The organism is Vulcaniibacterium thermophilum, from assembly GCF_007923255.1.
GTDB lineage: Bacteria > Pseudomonadota > Gammaproteobacteria > Xanthomonadales > Xanthomonadaceae > Lysobacter_F > Lysobacter_F thermophilum.
Map to the genome: position 1 here is coordinate 1 of NZ_VOHJ01000040.1, position 24,386 is coordinate 24,386.

Below are 24,386 nucleotides of genomic sequence, written 5' to 3' on the forward strand. Positions count from 1 at the left end.
ACAACGAGGAGCGGCCAAAGAAGGCATTGGGCGGACTGACACCGAGCGCCTACGCGAAGCAACTGGCAGCCACTACCATCCACCCCGGACTCTAAATCGCCCCGCTACTGAAAGCGGGGGGACGTCGGTGTGCGCGTAGATCGCCGCCGGCTGGTCGTAGTCGTGCTGGTTGGGCGCGGTGCTGGTGGGCGAGTTCGAGTAGTCCATGCAGGTGTTCTGCGTGGAGCCGTCCTCGCTGGTATGACCGAGCCCGAACAGGTGGCCGATCTCCTGGCACATGACGTGCCTGCGTTCGTCCTGGCTGGCGAAACCGCCGCGGTCGCCGCGACGGCGAGGCCGGTGCGTACGGGGGAAGGGACGTGGTCATGGGAGCATTCCTTGCAGTCGGAGGCGCGGTCACAGCGCCGGTGGAAGTTCAGGGCGTCCCAGCGCCGGGCGGGTGCCGGCGCCGTCCTTCGGGCCGATCGCCTCGCGGCCACCGTTCATCAGCGCGAACGCCGATGGCCACGCGCGTGCCAGAGCGATGCCGGCACCGACGGTAATCGCGACCGTCGCCAGCACGCTGGCGAGGTAGTGCGCGATCAGCCAGGCATCGCCATGCGCGGGCAGGTACGGCCACAGCGCGAACTTGACCGCTTCGATCAGCGGGAAGTGCGCCGCGTGCACAAAAAACGCCAGCCCCGCGTAGCGCGCGAGCCTTGCGCCGACGTCGGTCGCCGCCAGTTGCACGAAAAGCCCCCAGCAGGCGAGCGCACCGGCCAGCCGCAGCAGCCGGGTCAGCAGCACCACCGCCAGCGGCCGCTGGCTGCCTTCCCATTCGAGGAACAGCGGCGCCAGCGTGCGCAGCGCGACCAGCGCCACGTACACGGCCAGCAGCACCAGCGTCGCGCGCGGGCCGATCTCCAGCCGCGCGCCGCGGGTGCGCAGCAGGCCGCCGATGTAGAAGAACAGCACCACGTCGGCGCGGAAGAACACGCCCAGGTTGCTGCCCACCAGCCACGCCACGCCCAGTACCCCGAGGCCCAGCCAGGGCGCATGGCGCAGCGCGAGCCACAGCAGCGGGCTGACCAGCGCGGTGACGAACAGGTCGCGCACGAACCAGAACTGGAAGCCGATCGGATGCGCGGTCAGGCCGAACAGCGCGTTGACGTAGTCCCACGCACCGGCGCGTGCGAAGTCGACGTTGAGCGTGCCCAGCAGCGGTGCGCCCGGCCGCCATGCGAACAGTGCCAGCAGCAGCACCAGGTACAGCGCATTCCACGCCACCATCGGCAGGTACACCGTGCCCACGCGGCGGACGATCCGCTTCTGCAGCGCGCCCTGGGCATCGGTGGGCTCGAACGCGAAGAACAGCCAGCCGGACACCATGCTCAGCAGCGGCACCGAGCTGAAGAAGAAGAACAGCAGGAAGCTGCTGACGAAGGTGGCGACCTGGTACTGGTCCGGGTCGAAGCCGTCCCATGGGGTGTGCGCCGAGCCGGGGAAGAAGCGGTAGTGCAGGAACACCAGCCCGATCACCAGCAGCAGCCGGCTCAGGCCGAGCGCACGGCCGAGCCGGGGCTCTGTCAGCGGGGCGGCGTCGTGCCGCAGCCAATGCAGCCATGCCTCCCGCAATGGGACGGGGACGGAGTTCATGCGTGCGGTCCTTCTCGGTTCCGGCGAAGGCCAGAACGCGCGATCGATCGGAAGCACCGGACACCGCCGGGCGTCACGCCCGACGTCAGGCGCCGGCGTAGGGGAAGGCGTCGCTCACGCGATGGGAGGTCGAAGTCGGCGCGCCGGCGGAGGATCGGCGTGCGGATGTTGCGCGGGCGCCGAAACCCTCACTGCGATCGGAGCGGGCAACACCGGCGTCGATGCCGGCAGCGCGGCGGTCCTCGGCAGGCAGCCGCAGCGGCAGCCCCCGGCATCGCAGCAGGAACCCTCGGCCTGTGCGGTATCCGCCGTGTGATCCGATGCCGGAGCGGCACCGTGATCGGGGCACCCGTGCCCCTCGTCGTGAGGTGGGGTGGCGGCGGCGCCCGCTTCGTGCGCGCATCCGCCCATCCCGCCGGCGTAGAGGGCATTGAACGCCAGCAGCACGGACAGCAGCAGCGGAAGGACGGTTGACAGCCGCAGCATGAGCGAACGACGCCGTCGAGGTGCGACCAGCATCACCGCCCGAGGGTGACGGCGATGTGGCGATCAGGTGCAGCGGCTAGCGTGGCGCCACGTAGCCGCCGGGCACGCCCTCGGGGCTGAGCACCACCTGCCAGAGTTGCGCGTGGCGGACGCGGAACATCGCCATGCTGGCGTGCAGGTAGTAGCGCCACATGCGACGGAAGCGCTCGTCGTAGCGCGCGGGCAGGGTGTGCCAGGCGGCCTCGATGTTGTCGCGCCAGGCCTGCAGCGTGCGGTCGTAGTCGGTGCCGAAGTTGTGCCAGTCCTCCAGCACGAACAGGCCCTCGCTGGCGGCGGCGATCTGCGCGACCGAGGGCAGCATCGAGTTCGGGAAGATGTAGCGGTCGATCCACGGATCGGTGCGGTTGGTGGAGACGTTGGTGCCGATCGTGTGCAACACCGTGAGGCCGTCGGCCGGCAGGCAGCGCCGCACCATCTCGAAGTAGCGGCGGTAGTTCCTCACGCCGACGTGCTCGAACATGCCGATCGAGAACACGCGGTCGAAGCGTTCGTCGAGCTCGCGATAGTCCTGCAGGCGGATCTCGATCGGCAGCCCGGCGCACAGCTCGCGCGCGAACGCCGCCTGCTCGCGCGAGACGGTGATGCCCACGCCGCGCACGCCGTAGCGCTCGGCGGCGAACTTCAGCGCCTCGCCCCAGCCGCAGCCGATGTCGAGCACGCGCATGCCCGGCTGCAGGCCGAGCTTGCGGCAGACCAGGTCGAGCTTGGCTTCCTGCGCGGCGTCGAGATCGGCCGCCTCGCGCCAGTAGCCGCAGCTATACACCAGCCTGCGGCCCAGCATCGCGCGGTAGAGGTCGTTGCCGAGGTCGTAGTGGCGCTCGCCGACGCGGTAGGCGCGGCGTCCGGCCTGGGCGTTGATCAGCGTGGCGCGCAGCGCCAGCCACAGGTCGCCGATGCCGCGCACGCGGCGGTCGAGCCGGGCCTGGAGCAGGCGCGCCAGCAGCACGTCGAGTTGCGCGGCGTCCCACCAGCCGTCCATGTAGGCCTCGCCGAAACCGAGCGAGCCGGTCGCGAGCACGCGCGCGAACAGGCGCTCGTCGCGCACCTGCAAATCCCACGGACGGTCGCCGTCGAGGCGCACGTCGGCCTCGGCCAGCAACGCCGCGAACCGCCTGCGCAGAGGCGAAGCGGCCACGGCACAGGGCGACGACGCCGGCGGCGCGTGCCGCGTGGCGTGCGGACCGTGGGACACGTCGGGGGTGCGCATGGCGGGCATCCGGCGAGCCGGCGGCGACCTTGCCGCGGCGGCTGAAATGGAACCCACGGTGACGGCGAACGCGGCGTGAAGGCCGGCCGCGCCGACGCGCTCCTCGGGCGGCTATGCGGCGGGCCTCACCGCGCGGCCGGATGGCGGTAGCGGTACTCCACTTCCGCCACCAGCGGAGCCTCGCGGCCGGGGATGCGCGCGGTGACGGTGAACCGGTAGCGCCCCGGCGCGCCGAGCACGAAGCTGTTGCCGAAGCTGGTGGCATCGTCGTTGCGCATCGGTTCGAGCGTGCGCGTCACGGTGCGGCCGCCGATCGGCACGCTGGCGGTGATCGTGGCGTTCTCGACCCGTCGCCCGGTGCCGCGTTCGAACAGCGCCACCACCAGATGATGCTCGCGGGAGAAGTCGCCGCGCGGGCGGCCGTGGGCATCGACGTCGGCGCCGATGTGCGGCATGCCGGACGCGCGCACCAGCGCCGAGGGCATGATGCCGAAGTACACGTCGTAGCCGTCGACCACCTGGGTGAGCGCGCCGCGCGGTTCGGCGCGAACGGCGGGAACGGACAGCAGGCCGGCGAGCGACACCGCCAGCAGCACGGCACGCATGGACGCGATCATGGTCGGGCTCCTCCGGACGGGGTCGACAGACTGCCATGCGGAGCGTGGCGGTCGCGCCAGCTTCGTCGGGTCGCTCACAGGTGCCCCGAGCGCGAGACCGCGAACACCAGCCGCAACGACAGCACGATGGCCCAACCGTAGGCGAACGCCGCCAGCACCGGCATGTGCGCCCACAGCATCGGCCCGGCGTCGTGCAGGGTGAGGATCGAGCCGGTGAGGTAGAGACCGAAGGTGATGATCGCCAGCGCCAGCCGGTTGCCGGTGCGCGCGAGCGAAACCTCCGCTTCCTCCAGGCCGCGGTGGTGCACCGACAGCGACGGCCGGCCTTCCTCGAGCCGGGCCTGGCGCAGGGTGGTGGCCAGCAGCTCGGGCAACTGCCGCGCCGCGCTCGCCATCCGCGAGGCCAGCGGCCGCCGCGGCGCGCGCGCGCGTTCCATCACTTCGAGGATGCCGCGAACGCGTGTTGAGTTCGGCCAGCAGGTCGAGCTCCGGATCGAGCGCGCGCAGCGTGTTCTCCAGCAGGAACAGGGTGCGGAGCAACACCAGCAGATGACGCGGCAGGCGCAGGTTCTCGCCGGCGCCGATCCGCGTCACCCGCCACACGACTTCCGCCACCGACCACTGCGCCAGCGGCAGCGTGGTCAGCTCGCTCAGCACTTCGGAGATCGCCCGCAGGTAGGCGCGACGGTCGAGGCGCGCGGTCAGGAATCCGAGCGTGGTCGAGGCATCCAGCACGCCGGCCGCGTCGTCGTAGGCGATCGATTCGATCAGTTGCGCGAACGCCAGCCGCGACTCGGCATCGAGATAGCCGATGGTGCCGAAGTCGTGGAAGCAGAGCCGGCCGTCCGGCAGGTCGAACAGGTTGCCGGGGTGCGGATCGCCGTGGAACACGCCGGCGCCGAAGAACTGGTGCACGTAGGCGTCGATCAGCAGATGCGCGAGCTCGCGGGCGCGGGGCGTGCCGTAGGCTTCCTCGATGCGGCGGCCGTGGCTCAGCTCCTGCACCAGCACCTGCGGCGCGACCCAACGCTCGTGCACGCGCGGCAGCGTCACGCCGGGCACCTCGGCGAGCGCGGTCGCCATGCGCCGCATGTTGCGCGCCTCGTGGGTCATGTCGATCTCGGCGTGCAGGAACGCCGCCAGTTCGTCCACCAGCTCCAGTGGGCGCTGCCGGCGCAGTTGCGGCCAGAAGCGCTGCAGCACGCTCACCAGCCGGCGCAGCAGGCGCAGGTCGGCGCGCACCTGCTCGGCGACGCCGGGCCGGGTGACTTTCACGATCGCCTCGCGGCCGTCGAGCAGCACCGCGCGGTGCACCTGGGCCACCGACGCCGCCGCCAGCGGCTGCGGGTCGAACGCGCGGAACATGCGGTCGATCGGCAGGCCGAACGCGGCCTCGACGGTCGTGACCGCCTGCGCCGACGGGAACGCCGGCACGTCGCTGTGCAGCGATTCGAGCGCATGTCGGAACGGCGCCGGCAGCAGATCCCAGCGCAGGCTCAGGCCCTGGCCCATCTTCACGAAGGTGGTGCCGAGCGATTCCAGCGTCTGCCGCAGGCGCTCGGGCAGCTTCTCCGGCGCCCGTCGACGCAGCCGCCGCCAGTCCCAGGCCAGACGCGCGAACGCGACGATGATCTGCAGGCTGCGCGGCATGGTGGCGCGTGCGGTCATCGGCCGATCCTCCCGAGCGCCGAGGCCAGCAGCACCAGCGCGACCGCCGCCATACCCAGCCAGCACAGCCAGTGGAGCAGCGGGTACCAGCGTGGCGGCGATTCGCCGGCCAGGCGGTCCAGCCGGTGGCGGCCGACCATCCCGACCGCGTGTGCGGCCAGACCCACCAGCAGCAGCGCACCCGCCATCGGCGCCAGCGCCGCGCCCAGCAGCGCGCCCGCACCCAGCCCGGCGAGCGCCGCGCCGGCACTGGCGAGCAGGTCCGCGCGCTTGCGGCGTGCGATCGTCGGATCGTTCATCGGCATTCCTCCGTCGTGCGCGTCGTCGCCGGCTTATCCGCACCGGGCCGCAGCATCCGGCGCCTGCCCGCCGCTCACGTCGAACTTCCGCTCGACGCCGGCGTCGCGGCCTCGTGGGCGCCCGGTTCCAGGCGCACGCGGCGCAGCAGCAGTGCGTTGAGCGCGACGATGACCGAGCTGCCGGACATCGACAGCGCGGCGATCTCCGGCGACAGCGTCAGCGGATAGGCGACACCGGCGGCGAGCGGAAAGGCGATCAGGTTGTAGCCGACCGCCCAGCCGAGGTTCTGGTGCATCTTGCGCAGCGTGGCGCGGGCGATGGTGACCGCGCGCACGACGTCGTAGGGATCGCTGCGCATCAGCACCACGTCGGCGCTTTCGATGGCGACGTCGGTGCCGGCGCCGATCGCGAAGCCGACGTCGGCCTGGGTCAGCGCCGGGGCGTCGTTGACGCCGTCGCCGACCATGCCGACCTTGCGCCCCTGCGCCTGCAGCTTCTTCACCTCGGCCGCCTTGTCGCCCGGCAGCACGTCGGCGAGCACGATGTCGATGCCCAGATCGGCCGCCACGCGCTCGGCGGTGGGGCGGTTGTCGCCGGTGATCATCGCCACCTGCACGCCGCGGCGGTGCAGTTCCTGGATGGTCGCCCGCGAGGTCGGCCGGATCGCGTCGGCGATCGCGAACAGCCCCGCCAGCCGGCCACCGACACCGACGAAGATCACCGTGCGTCCGCCGCCGGCCAGGCGCGAGGCCTCCGCCTCCAGTTCCGCCAGCTCGACGCCGTGCGCCTGCATCAGCAGCCGGTTGCCGAGCAGCACCGCCACGCCGTCGACCATGCCGGTGGCGCCCTGGCCGTCGATGTTGGTGAAGCCGGTGGCGAGCACCGCCGGCGCGCCGGAACGCTTGAGGATGGCCTGCGCCAGCGGGTGCTCGGAGTGCGCCTCGACGGCTGCCGCGATGGCCAGCAGGCGCTCCGGCGTCCAGCCGTCGGCCACCACCATGTCCACCACTTCCGGCTGGCCGACCGTCAGCGTGCCGGTCTTGTCGAACACGATCACGTCCAGCCGCGCGCTCTGCTCGATCGCCTCGGCGTGCTTGAACAGGATGCCGTGGCGCGCGCCGAGGCCGGTGCCGATCATCACCGCCATCGGCGTGGCCAGGCCCAGCGCGTCGGGGCAGGCGATCACGAACACGGTGATGGTCAGCGTCAGCGCGAACAGCAGCGTCTGGCCGATCCACCAGAACCACACCGCGAACGTCGCCAGCCCGACCACGATCGCCGCCAGCACCAGCCATTGCGAGGCGCGGTCGGCCAGCAACTGGGCCGGCGCCTTCGAGTTCTGCGCGTCCTGCACCAGCTTGATGATCTGCGCCAGCGCGGTGTCGGCGCCGACCTTGGTCGCGGTGTAGGTGAACGCGCCGCTCTTGTTGATCGAGCCGCCGACCACCTCGTCGCCCGGGTCCTTGCGTACCGGCATCGACTCGCCGGTCAGCATCGACTCGTCGACCTGCGAGCTGCCTTCGGTGATGACGCCATCGACCGGAATCTTCGCGCCGGGCCGCACCACCACCACGTCGCCAACCACCACCTCGGCGGTGGGCAGTTCGATCTCCCGGCCGCCGCGGCGTACCAGCGCGCGCGGCGGCGAAAGATTCAGCAGCGCCTTCATCGCATCGGAGGCGCCCGCCCGCGCGCGCATCTCCAGCCAGTGCCCGAGCAGGATGAAGGTCAGCAGCACCGCCGAGGCCTCGAAGAAGTTCGGCCCGCGGAACAGGAAGGTGGACGCGATGCTGAAGCCGTAGCCGGTGCCGACGCTCAGCAGCACCAGCACCGCCATGTCCAGCACGCCGCGCCGCAGCGAGCGGATCGCCGCCGAGAAGAACGGCCAGCCGGGGTAGAGGATCGCCGCGCTCGCCAGCAGGAACAGCCAGACCTCCAGCCGCAGGCCGAACGGCACCGGCGGCGGCGTCATCAGGCCCATCGGCGACCACAGGAACACCGGGATCGAGAACGCCAGCGCGACCGCGAAGCGGCGCTGCATGTCGCGCGCGGCGGCGTGCAGGTCGGGACCGTGGTGCATGCCGGCGTGCATGTCGCCCGTCTCGTGCGCGGCCGCGGCGGGCGGATGGCGGTGGACGGCGTGCCCTTCCGGCATCGGTGCCGCACGGGCCTGCGGCGCATGGGCGGCGTGCGTGGCATGCGCCGCCTCCGCGCCGTCGCATCCGCCCGCCTCGCTGCAGGTGAAGCCGCAGCGTCGGATGAGCTCGGCGACCGCGCCGGGCGCCAGCGTGCCGCGGCGATAGCGCACCGTCAGCTCGCCGGTGGCGAAGTTGGCCGTCGCCTCGTCCACGCCGGGCAGCGCGGCCACCGCCTTCTCCAGCGCGCGTGCGCAGCCGGTGCTGACCATGTCGGCGATCGGCCAGGTGCGGGTGGCGGAGGCGCGCATCGGGTCGGCGGAGGCGCGCGCGGAATGGGCAGGGTGCGGGTGCATGCCGCGGCCCGGGTGGGAAGCCGCTTCGTTCATGCGCGGGAGCCCCTCGTGAACAGACGGTGGACGAAGCCGAACAGCCACCCCGCGAAGAACGCGTAGATCATGACCAGCAGCGTGCCGACCATCACCGCCCCCAGCGTGGGCGCCGGCGGATTCGGGGTCAACAGTGCGGACAGGTCCAGGCCGTGGAACAGCTTCGCGAGCGCGGCAGTGAACGCGCCGGGGGCCAGGACGACCGTCAGCGCGCAGATCAGGTAGAGCAGCCCGGCCGTGACCGACAGCGACAGGCCGATGGCGAGCGGATCGTGACGTTGCATGGCGTGTTCTCCAGTAGTGGATGCGGGGCCAGCGCGGGATCAGGAAGCCGGTGAGCCGGGCAGGGAGCCGCCGGGCCTGCCTCGCCGACGCGGGACATAGCGCGGCACGGTCCGCATGTAGCGCGCGTAGTCATCGCCGAAGCGCTGCAGGCATTCGCGTTCCTCCTTGCGTGCGAGGCGCGCATAGGCGATCACCAGCACCGGATACAGCAGCAGCGTCAGCAGCGTCGGCCACTGCAGCAGGAAGCCGGTGAGGATCAGCACGAAGCCGACGTACTGCGGATGGCGCATCCGCCCATACACGCCCTCGACCGCCAGCCGCCGCTCGCGCTGCGCGCGGTACAGCACCGGCCACGCCTCGGCGAGCAGCCAGAAGCCGCCGCCGATCAGCACGAAGCTCAGCAGGTGGAACGGGCCGAAATGGGGGTTGGCGCGCCAGCCGAAGAGCATCTCCAGCAGGTGCCCCGCGTCGTGCCCCAGCCAGTCCACGCCGGGGATGCGCGCCGACAGCCAGCCCGACAGCAGGTACAGCGTCAGTGGGAAGCCGTACATCTCGGCGAAGAACGCCAGCACGAACGCCGAGAGCATGCCGAGGCTGCGCCAGTCGCGCCCGCTGACCGGCCGGAAAAAGCTCCAGGCGAACAGGATGAAGAAGGCCGAGTTGATCGCGACCAGGTACCACAGGCCATAGGCGGATCTGTCCATGGCTCAGGTCCTGCCGTCGTCGTGCCGGTGCGCGGATGCGTCGTCGCGCCGCGCCGCGTGATGGCGGTGGCCACGGTGCATGCCGACGTGCAACAGCGGGCAGGCCAGCAGGATCAGCAGCGGCAGCCAGCGCAGCGCGCCCAGCGTGTGGGTGCGGTGCTCGGCGATCAGGTAGAACCCGGCGGCGAGCAGGAACGCCCAGAACACGACGCGCGTTCCGCGCCCTTCGCGGTGGGTGGGTGCGTCCGTGGCGGTCATGGCGAACTCCTCCTGCAGGGCCGGCGGATGGGAACTGCGCACCGGTCGGGCGGCCGACCGACCGGTGTCCCGACTAGGCTGCGGTGCGCGGGGCGCGCGCCTCGGCGAGCTTGCGCCCCTTGATCCAGGCATACACCACCGGGATGACGACCAGCGTCAGCACGGTGGAGGACACCATCCCGCCCACCATGGGCGCGGCGATGCGGCGCATCACCTCCGAACCGGTTCCGGTGCTCCACATGATCGGCAGCAGGCCGGCCATGATCGCCACCACCGTCATCATCTTCGGTCGCACCCGCTCGACCGCGCCTTCGACGATCGCCGCCTGCAGGTCGGCGGCATCGAGCGCGCGGCCTTCGCGACGCGCGGCCTCGGCGCGTGCCTGCAGCGCATGGTCGAGGTAGATCAGCATCACCACGCCAGTCTCGGCGGCGACACCCGCCAGCGCGATGAAGCCGACCGCCACCGCCACGCTGAGGTTGTAGTCCAGCGCCCACATCAGCCAGACGCCGCCCACCAGCGCGAACGGCACCGACAGCATCACGATCAGCGATTCGGTGACGCGCCGGAAATTGAGGTACAGCAGCAGGAAGATCAGCGCCAGGGTCACCGGCACCACGATCCGCATCTTCGCCGCGGCGCGCTGCATGTACTCGTACTGCCCGCTCCAGGTGGCGTACGTGCCGGGCGGGAACTTCACCGACTCGGCCACCGCCTGCTGCGCGGCGCGCACGTAGCGGCCGATGTCGCTCTCGCGGGTGTCGACGTAGATGTAGGCCGACAGCATCGCGTTCTCGGTGCGGATGCTGGGCGCACCCTTGCGCACCACCACCGTGGCCAGTTCGCCCAGCGGCACCTGCGCGCCGTCCATGGTCGGCACCAGCACGTTGTCGGCGATGCGCTGCGGATCGTCGCGCAGCTCGCGCGGGTAGCGCACGATCAGCCCGAAGCGCTCGCGCCCCTGCACCAGCGTGGTCACCATCTCGCCGCCCAGCGCGGCCGCCACCACGTCCTGCAGCTCGCCGGGCGTGACGCCGTACTGCGCCAGCCGCGCGCGGTCGGGTTCGACGTCGAGGTAGTAGCCGCCGGTGAGCCGCTCGGCGTAGGCGCTGGTGGTGCCCGGCACCTTGCGCACCGCCGCCTCGATCTGCCGCGCCAGCGTCTCCATCTGCGCCAGGTCGCGGCCGAACACCTTGATGCCGACCGGGGTGCGGATGCCGGTGGCCAGCATGTCGGTGCGCGCCTTGATCGGCATGGTCCAGGCGTTGGCGACGCCGGGGAAACGCAGCGCGCGGTCCATCTCGGCGATCAGCGTGTCCACCGTCATGCCCTCGCGCCATTCGGATTCGGGCTTGAGGTTGATGACGGTCTCGAACATCTCCAGCGGCGCGGGGTCGGTGGCGGTGTTGGCGCGTCCGGCCTTGCCGAACACCGATTCGACCTCGGGGAAGCTCCTGATGATGCGGTCCTGCTGTTGCAGCAGTTGCGCCGCCTTGGTCGCCGACATCGCCGGCAGCGAGGCCGGCATGTAGAGCAGGGTGCCTTCGTTGAGCGTCGGCATGAACTCGCTGCCGAGGCGCGCGGCCGGCCACAGCGTGGCCAGCAGCGCGACCACCGCCAGCACGAGGGTGGCGAGCTTGTGGCGCAGCACCGCGTTGATCACCGGGCGGTAGCCGGCGATCAGCACGCGGTTCACCGGGTTCTTCGCCTCCGGCACGATCCGGCCGCGCACGAACAGCAGCATCAGCACCGGCACCAGCGTGATCGACAGCAGCGCGCCGCCGGCCATCGCGAAGGTCTTGGTGAACGCCAGCGGCCGGAACAGCCGTCCTTCCTGTGCCTCCAGCGCGAACACCGGCAGGAACGAGACGGTGATGATCATCAGGCTGAAGAACAGCGCCGGGCCGACCTCGCGGCAGGCGTCGATGATCAGTTGCGCGCGGCTGCGCGTGCCGTCGTCGCGCTCGATATGCTTGTGCGCGTTCTCGATCATCACGATCGCCGCGTCCACCATCGCGCCGATGGCGATGGCGATGCCGCCCAGGCTCATGATGTTGCTGTTGAGCCCGAGCACGCGCATGGCGATGAACGCGATCAGCACGCCGACCGGAAGCATCACGATCGCCACCAGCGCGCTGCGGGCGTGGAACAGGAACACCAGGCAGACCAGCGCGACGATCAGGCTCTCCTCGATCAGCGTGGTACGCAGGGTCGCGATCGCGCGGTGGATCAGCTCGGAGCGGTCGTACACCGTGCGCAGGCTGACGCCGGCGGGCAGGCCGCCGCGGATCTCGGCCAGCTTCTCCTTCAGGCCGTGGATCACCGCCAGCGCGTTCTCGCCGTAGCGCGCCACCGCGATGCCGGCGACGGTCTCGCCTTCGCCGTCGAGCTCGGCCAGGCCGCGGCGCTCGTCCGGCACCAGTTCGACGTGGGCGACGTCGCCCACACGCACCGGCGCGCCGCCCTCCGCCTTCAGCACCAGGTTCTCGATGTCCTCCACGCCGCGCAGGTAGCCGCGGCCGCGCACCATGTATTCGGTCTCGGCCATCTCGACGACGCGGCCGCCGACATCGCGGTTGCTCTCGCGCACCACCTGCGACACACGCGCGAGCGGGATGCCGTACTCGCGCAGGCGCGCCGGATCGACGGTGACCGAATACTGGCGCACGAAGCCGCCGACGCTGGCGATCTCCGCCACGCCCGGCGCCTTGGCGAGCTGGTAGCGCACGTACCAGTCCTGCACCGCGCGCAGCTCGTCGAGCGAACGCTGCTTGCCCTGCAGCGCGTACTGGTAGACCCAGCCGACGCCGGTGGCATCCGGCCCGAGGCTCGGGGTGACGCCGGCCGGCAGGTTCTTCGAGGCGAAATTGAGGTACTCGAGCACGCGCGAGCGCGCCCAGTAGAGGTCGGTGCCGTCCTCGAAGATCACGTAGACGAACGAGGCGCCGAAGAATGAGAAACCGCGCACCACCTTCGACTTCGGCACTGACAGCAGCGCGCTGGTGAGCGGGTAGGTGACCTGGTCCTCGACCACCTGCGGCGCCTGCCCCGGGTATTCGGTGAACACGATCACCTGCACGTCGGACAGGTCCGGCTGCGCGTCCAGCGGGGTGCGCAGAAGCGCGTACACACCGCCGGCGATCACCGCCAGCGTCATCACCGCGATCAGGAAGACGTTGCGGACCGACCACTCGATGATGCGGCCGAGCATGTCAGCGGTCCTCGTGGCCGTCGTGCGTGCCGTCGGTTGCCGGCGCGTGGCCGGCGTGCGGATCGGATGGCGGGGGCGGGGCGTGCCTGGCGTGCGGATCGGGAGACGCGGTTGGGGCGTGCCCCGCGTGCGGGTCGGCCGGCGCCGGCGACGGCTGCGCGTGCGCCTGCGGCTTCGGTCGCGCCGTGGCTGGGGCCGGCTGCGTGTCCTTCTTCGCATCGACCGGTGGCATCGCCGGCCCATGTCCGGCGTGGTCCACCGCCGCGGGCGCGGTCGCCTGTGCGGCGGGTGCGGACCCGCCGTGGCCGGCGTGCGCGCCCAGTCCCTGCAACGCCGCCTGCAGGTTGCTTTCGGCGTCGATCAGGAAGTTCGCCGCCACCACCACACGCTCGCCTTCGCGCACGCCATCCAGGATCTCGACGCTGTCGCCGGCGCGCCGCCCGATGCGCACCTCGCGCGGCTCGAACCGGCCGGGCGCGCGCTCGACCAGCACCACCTGGCGCAGTCCGCTGTCGAGCACCGCCGAGCGCGGCACGCTCAGCACCGGCGTCGGGTCGTCGCGCTCCAGCACGATCGCGCCGAACAGGCCGGGACGCAGCACGCCGTCCCGATTCGGCAGCGCCACCCGCACCTGCACCGTGCGCGTGGCGGTGTCCAGCACCGGCTGCACGAACGTCACCGTGCCGCCGAAGCGCCGGCCGGGCAGGGTGGTGGATTCGAAACGCGCGGCCTGTCCGACCCGCAGCTCCGCCGCCTGCGCCGCCGGCACGTGCGCCACCGCCCACACCGTGGACAGGTCCGCCAGCCGCAGCACGGTCTCGCCCGGCTCGAAGCGCGCGCCCTGCACGACCGGCTTCTCGATCACCACCGCGTCCGCCGGCGAGGTCAGCACGAAGCCGCCGTCGCCCTGTCCGAGCTGGCGCGGGGCGATCTGCCAGTTGCGCAGGCGGGCCACCGCCGCATCGCGCAGGCGCGTCATCGAGGCGGCGCTGGCCGGATCGCTCTGCGCGAGCCTGCGCGCCGCCGCATCGGCGACGCGGTACTCCTGCTGCGCCGCCATCAGCTCCGGGCTGTACACGCGCATCAGCGGCTGGCCGCGGCGCACGCGCATGCCGGTCTGGTCGGCGTACAGGCGCTCGATCCAGCCTTCGAAACGCGGCGCGATCGCGTACTGCCGGGTCTCGTCGATCTCCAGCGTGGCGCTGGCGCGCACCCCGGCGGCCAGCGGCGCGCGTTCCACCACCGCCGTGCGCACACCGAGCGTCTGCACCTTCTCCGGCGTCAGCACGACGGTGCCGGGTGCGGTGGCCTCCTCGCCTTCGTAGACGGGGATGTAGTCCATTCCCATCGGGTCCTTCTTCGGCACCGGCGAGGTGTCCGGCAGGCCCATCGGGTTGCGGTAGTAGAGAACCTTGCGCGTGGGGCGCCCGGTGTCGGCCTGCGCCGGCGCGGCGGCCTGCTCGCGCGAGGCGCGGCCGGCGAGCCAGCCGACGGCGAGCGCCGCGGCGGCCACGGACAGGGCGAGGACCAGAGTCCGGAAGCGGGTCATCGGGTGTCTCCTTCGAGGGCGCGCACGGCGGCGGCGCCCAGCAGTTCGTCGCGCAGGGCATCCACGCGCGCGAGGTCGGCGCCTTGCCAGGCGTTCAGGGCTTCCAGCAGCGTGCCGAAATCGACTTCGCCCACCTGGTAGCTCGCCAGCGCGGAGCGGAAGTTGGCGTCGGCCTGCGGCAGCAGGGTGGTTTCGGTGAGGCGGCGGCGCTCGCGCGCGCTCTGCCACTGCGCCCACGCCATTCCGGCCTCGCCCTGCAGGCTGCGGCGGGCGGCCTCGGCGCGGGCCAGCGCGGCGTCCTCGAGCAGGCGCGATTCGCGCTCGCGTTCGCGGCGCGCGCGTTGCTGCAGCGGAATCTCGACTTCCAGCATCAGTTCGGCGCTGTCCATGCCGTCGAAACGGCGCATGCGGCCGACGCCCAACGTGATGTCGGGATAGCGGTTGCGGTACTGCAGCTCGACGTTGCTGCGCGCCGCCTCGGCCAGCGCCTGCCGCGCCTGCACCATCGGGTGCCGCCCGCCATCGAGCGTTTGCAGCAGCACCTCCAGCGTTGGCGCCTGCACGCTCAGGGCCGGCGGCGCGGCGGGCTCGGCGAGCGCTTCGTCGGCGCGCCGGCCGAGCGCACGGTTGAGCGCCGCGGCCGCCTCGCTGCGCGCGGCCAGCCGCTCGATGCGTTCGCGCTGCATCGCCGTGCGTTCCACCTGGGCGCGGATCGCGTCCTGCTGCGCGGCCAGGCCCAGCGCGTAGCGCACGCCGGCGATCTCCTCGATCCGTTCCAGCAGGGCGATGCGGCGGTCGAGCACCGCCACCGCCTGGTCGGCGTGCCAGTAGCGGACGTAGGCGGCTTCGGCCTCGGCGAGCAGCGTGCGCGCGGTGGCTTCGCGCTCCAGCCGCATCGCCTCGGCCTCATGGGTGGCGACCTCGCGGGCCAGCGAACGCTTGCCCCACAGCGGAAAGCGCTGGCGAAGCTGCACGCTGGCCGCGCCTTCGTCGCGCGCCTGCCACGGCCGGTCGGGGTCGAGTTCCTGCACCGACACCGACGCCATCGGGTCGGGCAGTGCGCCGGCAGGCTGGATGCGCGCCCGCGCGGCCTCGGCTTCGGCCTGCAGCGCGCGCAGTTCGGGGTTGCGCTCAAGTAACCAGGCGCGGATGGAGGCGACGTCGCGACCGGGCAGCGCGGGTTCGGTGGCGAACGCGGGCGTGGCGCCGGCGAACAGCACGAGCGCGGCGATCAGCACCGTACTGCGGGCGGACCGCGCACGGAACAGGGAACGAAGAAGCGGAGGAAGCACGGGCGATGCCATGTCGTGGGTCCGCGGGCCGAGCGGATCGGCAGAGCGGGTGGAGACAGGCCGTGCGGCGCACGGCGGCCAGCGCGCGCCGCCGGAAGCGGCGCACGCGCGGGCCGGGCATCAGATCAGCAGCAGTGCGGCAGGGTGCGCGGTAGGTCGGTGCCAGGATGGCGGTACGGGCGCGCGCAGCAGCAGCGGGCGTTGCGGTTCGAGTCGGCTCACCAGCGCCAGCGCCACCGGCGCCATCGCGGGCAGCGCCGGCACCGCCGGCACCCGTGCGACATCGCTGGAGGCATCGCCCTGGCTGCAGTGCGCCAGGCAGAGCGCGGGATCGTCCACGGTCGCGGGCGTCTCGTCGTGGCCGCAGGTCTCGCCCATCGTGGCCGCCGGATGCGAGGCCGCCATCGACGCGGCTCCGTGCGCCGGCATCGTGCAGCCGCCATGCGCGGCGAGCGCCAGTTGCGCCCACAGCAGGGCGACGATCGCGAGGATCGACAGCCGTGCCCGCAGGCGCTTGTGGCGGAATCGCTTCATGCAACGCATCTTAGCCGAGGGATACGGGTGCGAACTTGATCTGGATCAAGCTCGTCCCTGTGGCGTGGTGTCGTATCGTGCGCCGAAGGGGCGTGAGCGCGACCTCAACACGTTGTGCGTCCGCCCGCGCCAGGCGCGGCGCATGGCCGCAAACGAAAAGGCCCTCCGCCAGGGAGGGCCTTTCCGCACAGCGCGCGGGCGCCGTCAGAGCGCTTCGAAAATCCCCGCCGCGCCCATGCCGGTGCCGATGCACATCGTCACCATGCCGTACTTCTTCTGGCGGCGCCGCAGACCATGCACGATCGTCGCGGTACGGATCGCACCGGTGGCGCCGAGCGGGTGGCCGAGCGCGATGGCGCCGCCGAGCGGGTTCACCTTGTCGGGGTCGAGCCCGCAGTCGCGGATCACCGCCAGCGCCTGCGCCGCGAAAGCCTCGTTGAGTTCGATCCAGTCGAGCTGATCCTGGGCGAGGCCGGCCTGCTTCAGCGCCTTCGGAATCGCCGCGATCGGGCCGATGCCCATCACCTCCGGACGCACACCGGCGACCGAGAAGCTCACGAAACGCGCCAGCGGGGTGAGGCCGTACTGCTTCACCGCGCTCTCCGACGCCAGCAGCACCGCGGCGGCGCCGTCGCTCATCTGCGAGCTGTTGCCCGCCGTCACGCTGCCGCCGAACTGGCCGTTGCGGAACACCGGCTTGAGCTTCGCGAGCGCCTCCATCGAGGTGTCCGCACGCGGGCCCTCGTCGATCTCGACGAGCGTCCTCTTCACCCGCACCGTGTTGCCGGCGATGTCGGGCATGCGCGCGATCACCTCGTACGGCGTGATCTCGTCGCGGAACTCGCCGCGCTCGATTGCCGCGATCGCCTTCTGGTGCGAGGCATAGGCGAAGGCGTCCTGGTCCTCGCGCGAGACCTTCCACTCCTCGGCGACCTTCTCGGCGGTGATGCCCATGCCGTAGGCGATGGCGACGTTCTCGTCGTTCGCGAACACCTGCGGGCTGAGCGCCACCTTGTTGCCCATCATCGGCACCATCGACATCGACTCGGTGCCGCCGGCCAGCATCAGCTCGGCGTTGCCGAGCCGGATTTCGTTGGCCGCCAGCGCGACCGCCTGCAGGCCGGACGAGCAGAAGCGGTTGATGGTCTGCGCGCCGATGGTGTTCGGCAGACCCGCCAGCAGCGCACCGATGCGGGCGACGTTCATGCCCTGCTCGCCTTCCGGCATGGCGCAGCCGACGATCACGTCGTCGATGCGGTTGACGTCGATGCCCGGCGCCTGCGCGATCACGGCCTTCAGCACGTGCGCCAGCATCTCGTCGGGACGGGTGTTGCGGAACGCGCCGCGCGGCGCCTTGCCGACCGGCGTGCGGGTGGCGGCGACGATGTAGGCGTCCTGGATCTGTTTCATCTGCGTTCTCCGAACGCGGGAATCGGGAAGGGGAATCGGGAATCGCATGCCGCGATGGTTCCCGATTGCCGTACCCGACCCCGCTGTTGACGATTCCCGATTCTCGAATTCCCGATTCCCGCCGCTCAGTTCCTCAGCGGCTTGCCCGTCTTCAGCATGTGCGCGATGCGCTCCTGCGTCTTCGGCATCTGCGCCAGCGCGACGAAGTGCTCGCGCTCCAGCCGCAGCAGCCAGTCCTCGTCGACGAACGCGCCGCGATCGACCTCGCCGCCGCACAGCACGGTGGCGATGCGGGTGGCGATCTCGTAGTCGTGCGGCGAGATGAAACGGCCTTCGAGCATGTTGACCAGCATCATCTTGAAGGTGGCGATGCCGACGTCGCCGGCGACCTGGATGCGGCGCGCGGGCAGGGGCGGGCGGTAGCCGGATTCGGCCAGCGCCAGCGCCTGCTGCTTGGCGACGTGCAGCAGCTCGTGGCTGTTGAACACGACGACATCGGCCTCGCGCGCCAGCTTCAGCGACTTCGCCTCGAACGCCGAGGTCGACACCTTGCCCATCGCCACGCTCTCGAACGCGGTCTTGAGCTGCGCGAACACGTCGCCGCCCGGACCGGCCGCCTCCGACGCGCGCAGCGCCAGCTCCTTCAGGCCGCCGCCGGCCGGCAGCAGGCCGACGCCCGCCTCGACCAGGCCGACGTAGCTCTCCAGCGCGAACACGGTGCGCGCGGCGTGCATCTGGAACTCGCAGCCGCCGCCCAGCGCCAGCCCGCGCACCGCCGCCACCACCGGCACCAGCGCGTACTTGATCCGCTGCGAGGTGGCCTGGAAGTCGGCCACCATCTTCTCGAACCCGGCAAGGTCGCCGGCCTGCAGCAGGCCGAGCGCGCCGGCCAGATCCGCGCCGGCCGAGAACGGCTCCTTCGGCTGCCAGATCACCAGGCCGCGGAAGTCGCGCTCGGCGATCGCGATGGCCTCCCGGAGGCCCGCCAGCACCTGGTCGTTGACCGTGTGCATCTTGGTCTTGAAGCCGACCACGGCGATCTCCTCGCCTTCGTCGACCCACATCCGCACGCCGTCGTTCTCGTACACCGTGCGGCCCTGCGAGAACTTCTCGCCGAGCAGCGGGTCGGGGAAGCGCTGGCGCGCGTACACCGGGTTGGACGAGCGGGGCACGTCGGCGTTGCGCACCGGGCTGAAGCTGCCCTTGGCGCCGTGCACGCCCTCGCGGCCGTCGAACACCCAGTCCGGCAGCGGCGCGTTGCTCATGGCGCGGCCGGCGACGATGTCTTCGGCGATCCACTCGGCCACCTGCTTCCAGCCGGCCGCCTGCCAGGTCTCGAACGGACCGAGCGACCAGCCGTAGCCCCAGCGCAGGGCGAAATCGACGTCGCGCGCGGTGTCGGCGATCTCGGCGAGGTGGAACGCGCTGTAGTGGAACGTGTCGCGGAAGATCGACCACAGGAACTGCGCCTGCGGATGGCCGCTGCCGCGCAGCGCGGCGAACTTCTTCGCCGGGTCCTTCTCCTTCAGCATCGCGCCGACTTCGGGGTCGAGCTCGCCGGCGCTTGGGCGGTAGTCCTGCGCCTTCAGGTCGAGCACGAGGATGTCCTTGCCGCGCTTGGTGTAGAAGCCCGCGCCGCTCTTCTGGCCCAGCGCGCCCTTCTCGACCAGCGCGGTGAGCCACTTCGGCGCCTTGAAGTAGGCGTGCCAGGGGTCGTCGGGCAGGGTGTCGGCCATCGTCCTGATGACGTGGATCATGGTGTCCAGCCCGACCACGTCGGCGGTGCGGTAAGTCGCCGACTTCGGCCGGCCGATCGCCGGGCCGGTGAGGGCGTCGACGGTGTCGAAGCCGAGCCCGAGCTGCTCGGTGTGGTGCATCGCCGCCAGCATCGAGAACACGCCGATGCGGTTGCCGATGAAGTTGGGCGTGTCCTTGGCGACCACCACGCCCTTGCCGAGCGTCGTGGTGAGGAACGCTTCCAGGCCCTCCAGTACCGCCGGGTCGGTCGAGCGGGCCGGGATCAGCTCGGCCAGGTGCATGTAGCGCGGCGGGTTGAAGAAGTGCACGCCGCAGAACCGCGCGCGAAGTTCTTCTGGAAGAACATCGGCCAAGGCATTGATTCCCAAGCCGGATGTGTTGCTGGCCAGCACCGCGTGCCCCGGCACGTAGGGCGCGACCTTGCGGTACAGGTCCTGCTTCCAGTCCATCCGCTCGGCGATCGCCTCGATGATGAGGTCACAGCCGCGCAGCAGCTCGAGCCCGGTCTCGTAGTTGGCCGGGACGATGCGCTCGGCCAGCGCCTTGTCGGCCAGCGGGGCCGGGCTCAGCTTGGCCAGATTGGCGACCGCCTTGGTCACGATGCCGTTGGGATCGCCCTCCCTGGCGGGCAGGTCGAACAGCACCGTGTCGACCCCGGCGTTGGTGAGATGGGCGGCGATCTGCGCCCCCATCACGCCGGCGCCCAGCACGGCGGCCCGGCGTACAAGCAGTTTCTTGGCCATAGCGTCCATCCGGTTGAAAACATTGGGTTGCTGCCACGGACGAGGCGGCGCTGCCGCCCGTCCGCGGCCGTGAATCGCGCTCAGCTCTTGAAGCCGGCGGCCGCGAAGCGGATCAGTTCCTGCGCTGCGCGCTGCCGGTGCGCGGCCTCGCTCACCCCCGCCGGCCGCTTGATCAGGCCGAAGTCGGCCATGGCGTAGGTGAGCGCGCCGGCAAGGAAGTCGAGCCGCCAGTACAGCTCTTCCTTGCTCAGCCCGGGCACGCAGACCGCGATCGCCTTGGCGAACTCGCGCAGCACGTGGCCGTAGCGGTCGGAGAGGAACTTGCGCAGGCCGTCGTTCTTCTCCGCGTAGGCGCGCGCGATCACGCGGATGAACGCGCCGCCGCCGTGGCGGTCCTGGGCCAGCGCCAGCGCCGGCTCCACGAAGGCCGCCAGGATCGGCTCCAGCTCGCCCGGCTGCCGCGCCACCGCCTCCCGCAGCAGCGCCAGGCGGCGCTCGCTCATCTCGTCCATCCGCCGGCGGAAGACCTCGTTGACCAGGTTCTCCTTGCTGCCGAAGTGGTAGTTGACCGCGGCGATGTTGACGTCGGCGCGGCTGGTCACCTGCCGCAGCGACGTGCCGGCGAAACCGTACTGGGCGAACAGTTCCTCGGCGGCGCCGAGAATGCGGTCCTTGGTGGAGAAGTGCGCGGCCATCGCTCGTATGAATCAAACGCTTGTTTGAGCGTACGCCCGGGTACGGCCGGGCGTCAATTCCGACCGCGTCGGACACCGCAACGGTGCAGCCCCGCTCCCGCCCGCGGCGGGGTGAGGGGACCTGCTTGCACGGCACTGCCGCGCGGATCATCCGGACACCGCCGCGCCGCGGCGGGCCGGGCGAGGGGGTGGGGTGGGCCCCGCCTTATCAGCTCCTCTCCCGCACGAGCGGGAGAGGGTTCACGCGGCTTGCCACGCAGATCGCGAGCGCGGCCCTCTCCCGCGCGAGCGGGAGGGGCTGGGGTGAGGGCCTCATGCCCGGGCTGCTGAACCCGACATCGCCGGCCCGCCCGGCCGGTGTCCAGGCGAAGGCCGTACGGGTTAGAATTCCCCGCAGCCATTTCGGCTAAACCCGCGTCCCGCCGCGGGTTTTTCTGTTAGTCTCGGACCGCTCCGATGGCGGTCCGCTCACCCTTTTTCCGGAGAGTCTGTCCATGGCGCTGGAGCGCACCCTGTCCATCATCAAGCCCGACGCGGTCGCCAAGAACGTGATCGGCGAGATCTACACCCGCTTCGAGAAGGCCGGCCTGAAGATCGTGGCCGCCAAGATGAAGCACCTCTCGCGCCAGGAGGCCGAGGGCTTCTACGCGGTGCACCGCGAGCGTCCGTTCTTCAACGCGCTGGTCGAATTCATGATCAGCGGCCCGGTGATGATCCAGGTGCTCGAGGGCGAGAACGCGATCGCGAAGAACCGCGAGCTGATGGGCGCCACCGACCCGAAGAAGGCCGAGCCGGGCACCATCCGCGCCGACTTCGCCGACAGCATCGATGCCAACGCGGTGCACGGTTCCGACGCGCCGGAGACGGCGGCGGTCGAGATCGCCTACTTCTTCTCCACCACCGAGATCCACGGGCGCTGAGCCCGCTTTCCGTTCCGACGCAAGGCTTCAGGCAGTGAGCGACACGCGCGACAACAAACCCATCGACATTGCGCTGGTCGGCGCCTCCGCGCCGGAACGGGCGTCCGTGTCGGGGTCGGGCAGGCTCAACCTGTTCGACCTCGACCGGCCGCGCATGGAAGCGTTCTTCGAGCAGCTCGGCGAGAAGCGCTTCCGCGCGCACCAGGTGATGAAGTGGATCCACCACCGCTACGTCACCGAGTTCGAGGGCATGACCGACCTCGGCAAGGCGCTGCGCGCCAAGCTCGAGCAGCACGCCGAAGTGCGCGTGCCGCAGGTGGTGTTCGACAAGGCGTCCGACGACGGCACCCACAAGTGGCTGCTCGGCATGGACACCTCGAATGCGATCGAGACGGTCTACATCCCCGACAAGGGCCGCGGCACGCTGTGCGTGTCCTCGCAGGTGGGCTGCGCGCTCAACTGCCAGTTCTGCTCGACCGCGACCCAGGGTTTCAACCGCAACCTCACCACCGCCGAGATCATCGGCCAGGTGTGGGTGGCCGCGCGCCACCTCGGCAACGTGCCGCACCAGCAGCGCAAGCTCACCAACGTGGTGATGATGGGCATGGGCGAGCCGCTGGCGAATTTCGACAACGTCGTGCGCGCGATGAGCATCATGCGCGACGACCTCGGCTACGGCCTCGCCAACAAGCGCGTGACGCTCTCCACCGCCGGCATGGTGCCGATGATCGACCGCCTCGCCGAGGAGAGCGACGTCTCGCTGGCGGTGTCGCTGCACGCGCCGGATGACGACCTGCGCAGCGAGCTGGTGCCGCTCAACAGGAAGTACCCGATCGCGGTGCTGATGGACGCCTGCGTGCGCTATGCGCGCCGCAAGAAGGCGTCGGTGACGTTCGAATACACGCTCATGAAGGGCGTCAACGATCAGCCGCACCACGCGCAGGCGCTCGCGCGGCTGATGCGCCAGTTCGATCGCGCGGTGCAGATGAAGGACGCCGCCAAGGTCAACCTGATTCCGTTCAACCCGTTCCCGGGCACCCGCTTCGAACGCCCGGACGAGGGCGCCATCCGCGCGTTCCAGAAGATCCTCAACGAAGCCGGGCTGATCGCGCCGGTGCGCCGCACCCGCGGCGACGACATCGACGCCGCCTGCGGCCAGCTCAAGGGGCAGGTGATGGATCGCACCCGCCGCTCCGCCGAATTCCGCCGTCGTCTCGCCGGGCAGGGGATGGGGGATGCCGCCTAGCCTGCGCGTGTCGGCCGTGCTGATGATGCTGGCGGCGCTGGCCGCCTGCAGCCGGCTGACGTTCGTGCGCCCCGACCTCGGACGCCGCGGCCCGCAGCACGTCGCCGAGACGGTGGAGATCCGCGAGACCCGCGCCTCGCGCAGCGCCGCCGAAGCGCGCCGGCAGCTTCTGCTGGCGCAGCAGCGCGTCGTCGCCGGCGACCTCGACGCCGCCGAAAAGGCCGCGCGCCAGGCGGTGAAGCTCGCGCCGCGCATGGCCGAAGCCCACGACCTGCTGGCCGCGGTGCTCACCGCGCGCGGCCGCGACGACGACGCCGGCGCCCACCACCGGATCGCCGTCGAGCTGGCCCCGGAGCGCGGCGAGACGCTCAACAACTACGGCGTCTGGCTGTGCGCCCACGACCGCCCCGGCGAGTCGCTGGCGTGGTTCGAGCGCGCGCTGGCCGATCCGGCCTATCGCACGCCGGCCTCGGCGCAGGCCAACCTCGGCGCCTGCGCCTACCGCGCCGGCGACGCCGCGCGCGCCGAACGCGAGCTGCGCCGCGCGATCGAGCTGGATCCGGCCAACGCACTGGCGCTGGGGACGCTCGCGCGCATCGAGTACGAGGCCGGCCGTTTCCTCACCGCACGCGCGTTCTCTGAACGCCGGCTGGCTGCCGCGCCGGCGGATGCGGAGGCTTTGCAGCTTGCGTCACAGATCGAACGCGCGCTCGGCGACAACCGTGCGGCGGAACGATACGTTCAGCGAATGGGGGCGGAGTTCCCGCGGGCGCGGGACTCCAAGCAAGGGGCGGAAAGCAAGCCATGATGCAGTCCTATGACGTCGCGCGCGGCGACCTCGGGCAGTTCGGCGCGCGCTTGAAGCAGGCCCGCGAGGCCGCCGGTCTCTCCCTCGACCAGGTTTCCGCGCGGCTGCACATCCCGCGCCACGTGGTCGAGGCGCTCGAATCCGGCGACCACGCGCGTCTGGGCGCGCCGGTCTTCGTGCGCGGCCAGTTGCGCAGCTACGCGCGCCTGCTCGATCTGGATCTGCAACCCGAACTCGATGCCATCCCGGCCGCCAACGAGCCCGCTCCGCTGGTGAGCCACGTGCACGTTCCGCGCTACCGCTGGTGGCTGGAGCAGGCCACGCGTCGCGCGGTCTATGTCGTGCTCACGGCCGCGATCGCGGTACCGGTGTGGCTGGCGACCCGCTCGCATCTCGACCGCGACGTCGCCGTGCAGTCGCTCGACGTGCCGCCGGTGCCGGCCGACGCGCCCGCCGCGGGCGCGGCGCGTCCCGCG

At 71.3% G+C, this 24,386-nt stretch carries 21 protein-coding genes; 4 read left to right on the forward strand and 17 right to left on the reverse strand.

Annotation, left to right across the window (positions count from 1 at the left end; translation table 11 throughout):
• Window positions 1–72 precede the first annotated feature (72 nt).
• From FQY64_RS12790 to FQY64_RS12870, 17 genes are all read right to left on the reverse strand, one after another.
• Entirely contained in the window at window positions 73–279 is a 207-nt protein-coding gene (locus tag FQY64_RS12790; RefSeq protein ID WP_146474842.1) for a zinc metalloprotease, read from the reverse strand.
• Between the two features lie 117 nt (window positions 280–396).
• Window positions 397–1,635 carry an acyltransferase family protein gene (locus tag FQY64_RS12795; protein WP_146474844.1) on the reverse strand — a complete coding sequence of 413 codons (1,239 nt, stop codon included), beginning with the start codon at window positions 1,633–1,635 and terminating at the stop codon, window positions 397–399.
• 114 nt (window positions 1,636–1,749) lie between these two features.
• Window positions 1,750–2,154, reverse strand: a complete 405-nt coding sequence (locus FQY64_RS15275) for a CopL family metal-binding regulatory protein (protein WP_146474846.1) — start codon at window positions 2,152–2,154, stop codon at window positions 1,750–1,752.
• 43 nt (window positions 2,155–2,197) lie between these two features.
• Window positions 2,198–3,316: a cyclopropane fatty acyl phospholipid synthase gene (gene cfa, locus FQY64_RS12805; RefSeq protein ID WP_146474879.1), complete on the reverse strand. Its 1,119-nt coding sequence runs from the start codon at window positions 3,314–3,316 to the stop codon at window positions 2,198–2,200.
• Between the two features lie 197 nt (window positions 3,317–3,513).
• Window positions 3,514–5,673, reverse strand: a complete 2,160-nt coding sequence (locus tag FQY64_RS12810) for an ABC1 kinase family protein (RefSeq protein WP_146474848.1) — start codon at window positions 5,671–5,673, stop codon at window positions 3,514–3,516.
• Window positions 5,670–5,972, reverse strand: coding sequence for a hypothetical protein (locus FQY64_RS12815; RefSeq protein ID WP_146474850.1), 303 nt, complete (start codon window positions 5,970–5,972; stop codon window positions 5,670–5,672). Before FQY64_RS12815 ends, FQY64_RS12810 begins: the two co-directional genes overlap by 4 nt.
• A 74-nt stretch (window positions 5,973–6,046) precedes the next feature.
• Window positions 6,047–8,497 carry a heavy metal translocating P-type ATPase gene (locus tag FQY64_RS12820; RefSeq protein WP_229814901.1) on the reverse strand — a complete coding sequence of 817 codons (2,451 nt, stop codon included), beginning with the start codon at window positions 8,495–8,497 and terminating at the stop codon, window positions 6,047–6,049.
• Window positions 8,494–8,781 carry a DUF5676 family membrane protein gene (locus FQY64_RS12825; protein WP_146474852.1) on the reverse strand — a complete coding sequence of 96 codons (288 nt, stop codon included), beginning with the start codon at window positions 8,779–8,781 and terminating at the stop codon, window positions 8,494–8,496. The genes FQY64_RS12820 and FQY64_RS12825 overlap by 4 nt, the downstream gene beginning before the upstream one ends.
• 39 nt (window positions 8,782–8,820) lie before the next feature.
• Window positions 8,821–9,486: a methyltransferase family protein gene (locus FQY64_RS12830; protein WP_146474854.1), complete on the reverse strand. Its 666-nt coding sequence runs from the start codon at window positions 9,484–9,486 to the stop codon at window positions 8,821–8,823.
• Between the two features lie 3 nt (window positions 9,487–9,489).
• The gene (locus FQY64_RS12835; RefSeq protein ID WP_146474856.1) at window positions 9,490–9,744 is read right to left on the reverse strand and encodes a DUF2933 domain-containing protein; all 255 of its coding nucleotides are present in this window, start codon (window positions 9,742–9,744) and stop codon (window positions 9,490–9,492) included.
• A 73-nt stretch (window positions 9,745–9,817) separates the two neighbouring features.
• Entirely contained in the window at window positions 9,818–12,955 is a 3,138-nt protein-coding gene (locus FQY64_RS12840) for an efflux RND transporter permease subunit (protein WP_146474858.1), read from the reverse strand.
• A 1-nt stretch (window position 12,956) separates the two neighbouring features.
• A complete protein-coding gene (locus FQY64_RS12845; protein WP_146474860.1) occupies window positions 12,957–14,504 on the reverse strand; it encodes an efflux RND transporter periplasmic adaptor subunit in 1,548 nt (515 codons plus the stop codon).
• Window positions 14,501–15,808, reverse strand: coding sequence for a TolC family protein (locus tag FQY64_RS12850; RefSeq protein ID WP_146474862.1), 1,308 nt, complete (start codon window positions 15,806–15,808; stop codon window positions 14,501–14,503). The genes FQY64_RS12845 and FQY64_RS12850 overlap by 4 nt, the downstream gene beginning before the upstream one ends.
• A gap of 108 nt (window positions 15,809–15,916) precedes the next feature.
• A complete protein-coding gene (locus FQY64_RS12855; RefSeq protein WP_146474864.1) occupies window positions 15,917–16,330 on the reverse strand; it encodes a hypothetical protein in 414 nt (137 codons plus the stop codon).
• 204 nt (window positions 16,331–16,534) lie between these two features.
• Window positions 16,535–17,740, reverse strand: coding sequence for an acetyl-CoA C-acyltransferase (locus FQY64_RS12860; RefSeq protein WP_146474866.1), 1,206 nt, complete (start codon window positions 17,738–17,740; stop codon window positions 16,535–16,537).
• 125 nt (window positions 17,741–17,865) lie between these two features.
• On the reverse strand, window positions 17,866–20,241 hold the full coding sequence (locus FQY64_RS12865; RefSeq protein WP_146474868.1) for a 3-hydroxyacyl-CoA dehydrogenase/enoyl-CoA hydratase family protein: 2,376 nt from the start codon (window positions 20,239–20,241) through the stop codon (window positions 17,866–17,868).
• A gap of 80 nt (window positions 20,242–20,321) precedes the next feature.
• The gene (locus FQY64_RS12870; protein ID WP_146474870.1) at window positions 20,322–20,936 is read right to left on the reverse strand and encodes a TetR/AcrR family transcriptional regulator; all 615 of its coding nucleotides are present in this window, start codon (window positions 20,934–20,936) and stop codon (window positions 20,322–20,324) included.
• 494 nt (window positions 20,937–21,430) lie between these two features.
• On the opposite strand from FQY64_RS12870, the gene ndk reads away from it, so the two are divergent.
• From ndk to FQY64_RS12890, 4 genes are all read left to right on the forward strand, one after another.
• Window positions 21,431–21,856, forward strand: coding sequence for a nucleoside-diphosphate kinase (gene ndk / locus FQY64_RS12875; RefSeq protein WP_146474872.1), 426 nt, complete (start codon window positions 21,431–21,433; stop codon window positions 21,854–21,856).
• A 67-nt stretch (window positions 21,857–21,923) separates the two neighbouring features.
• The gene (gene rlmN / locus FQY64_RS12880; protein WP_386112941.1) at window positions 21,924–23,102 is read left to right on the forward strand and encodes a dual-specificity RNA methyltransferase RlmN; all 1,179 of its coding nucleotides are present in this window, start codon (window positions 21,924–21,926) and stop codon (window positions 23,100–23,102) included.
• On the forward strand, window positions 23,092–23,910 hold the full coding sequence (pilW, locus tag FQY64_RS12885) for a type IV pilus biogenesis/stability protein PilW (protein WP_146474876.1): 819 nt from the start codon (window positions 23,092–23,094) through the stop codon (window positions 23,908–23,910). Before rlmN ends, pilW begins: the two co-directional genes overlap by 11 nt.
• The coding region (locus FQY64_RS12890; protein ID WP_146474877.1) for a helix-turn-helix domain-containing protein at window positions 23,907–24,386 on the forward strand (480 nt) is incomplete at its 3' end. The genes pilW and FQY64_RS12890, both read left to right, overlap by 4 nt.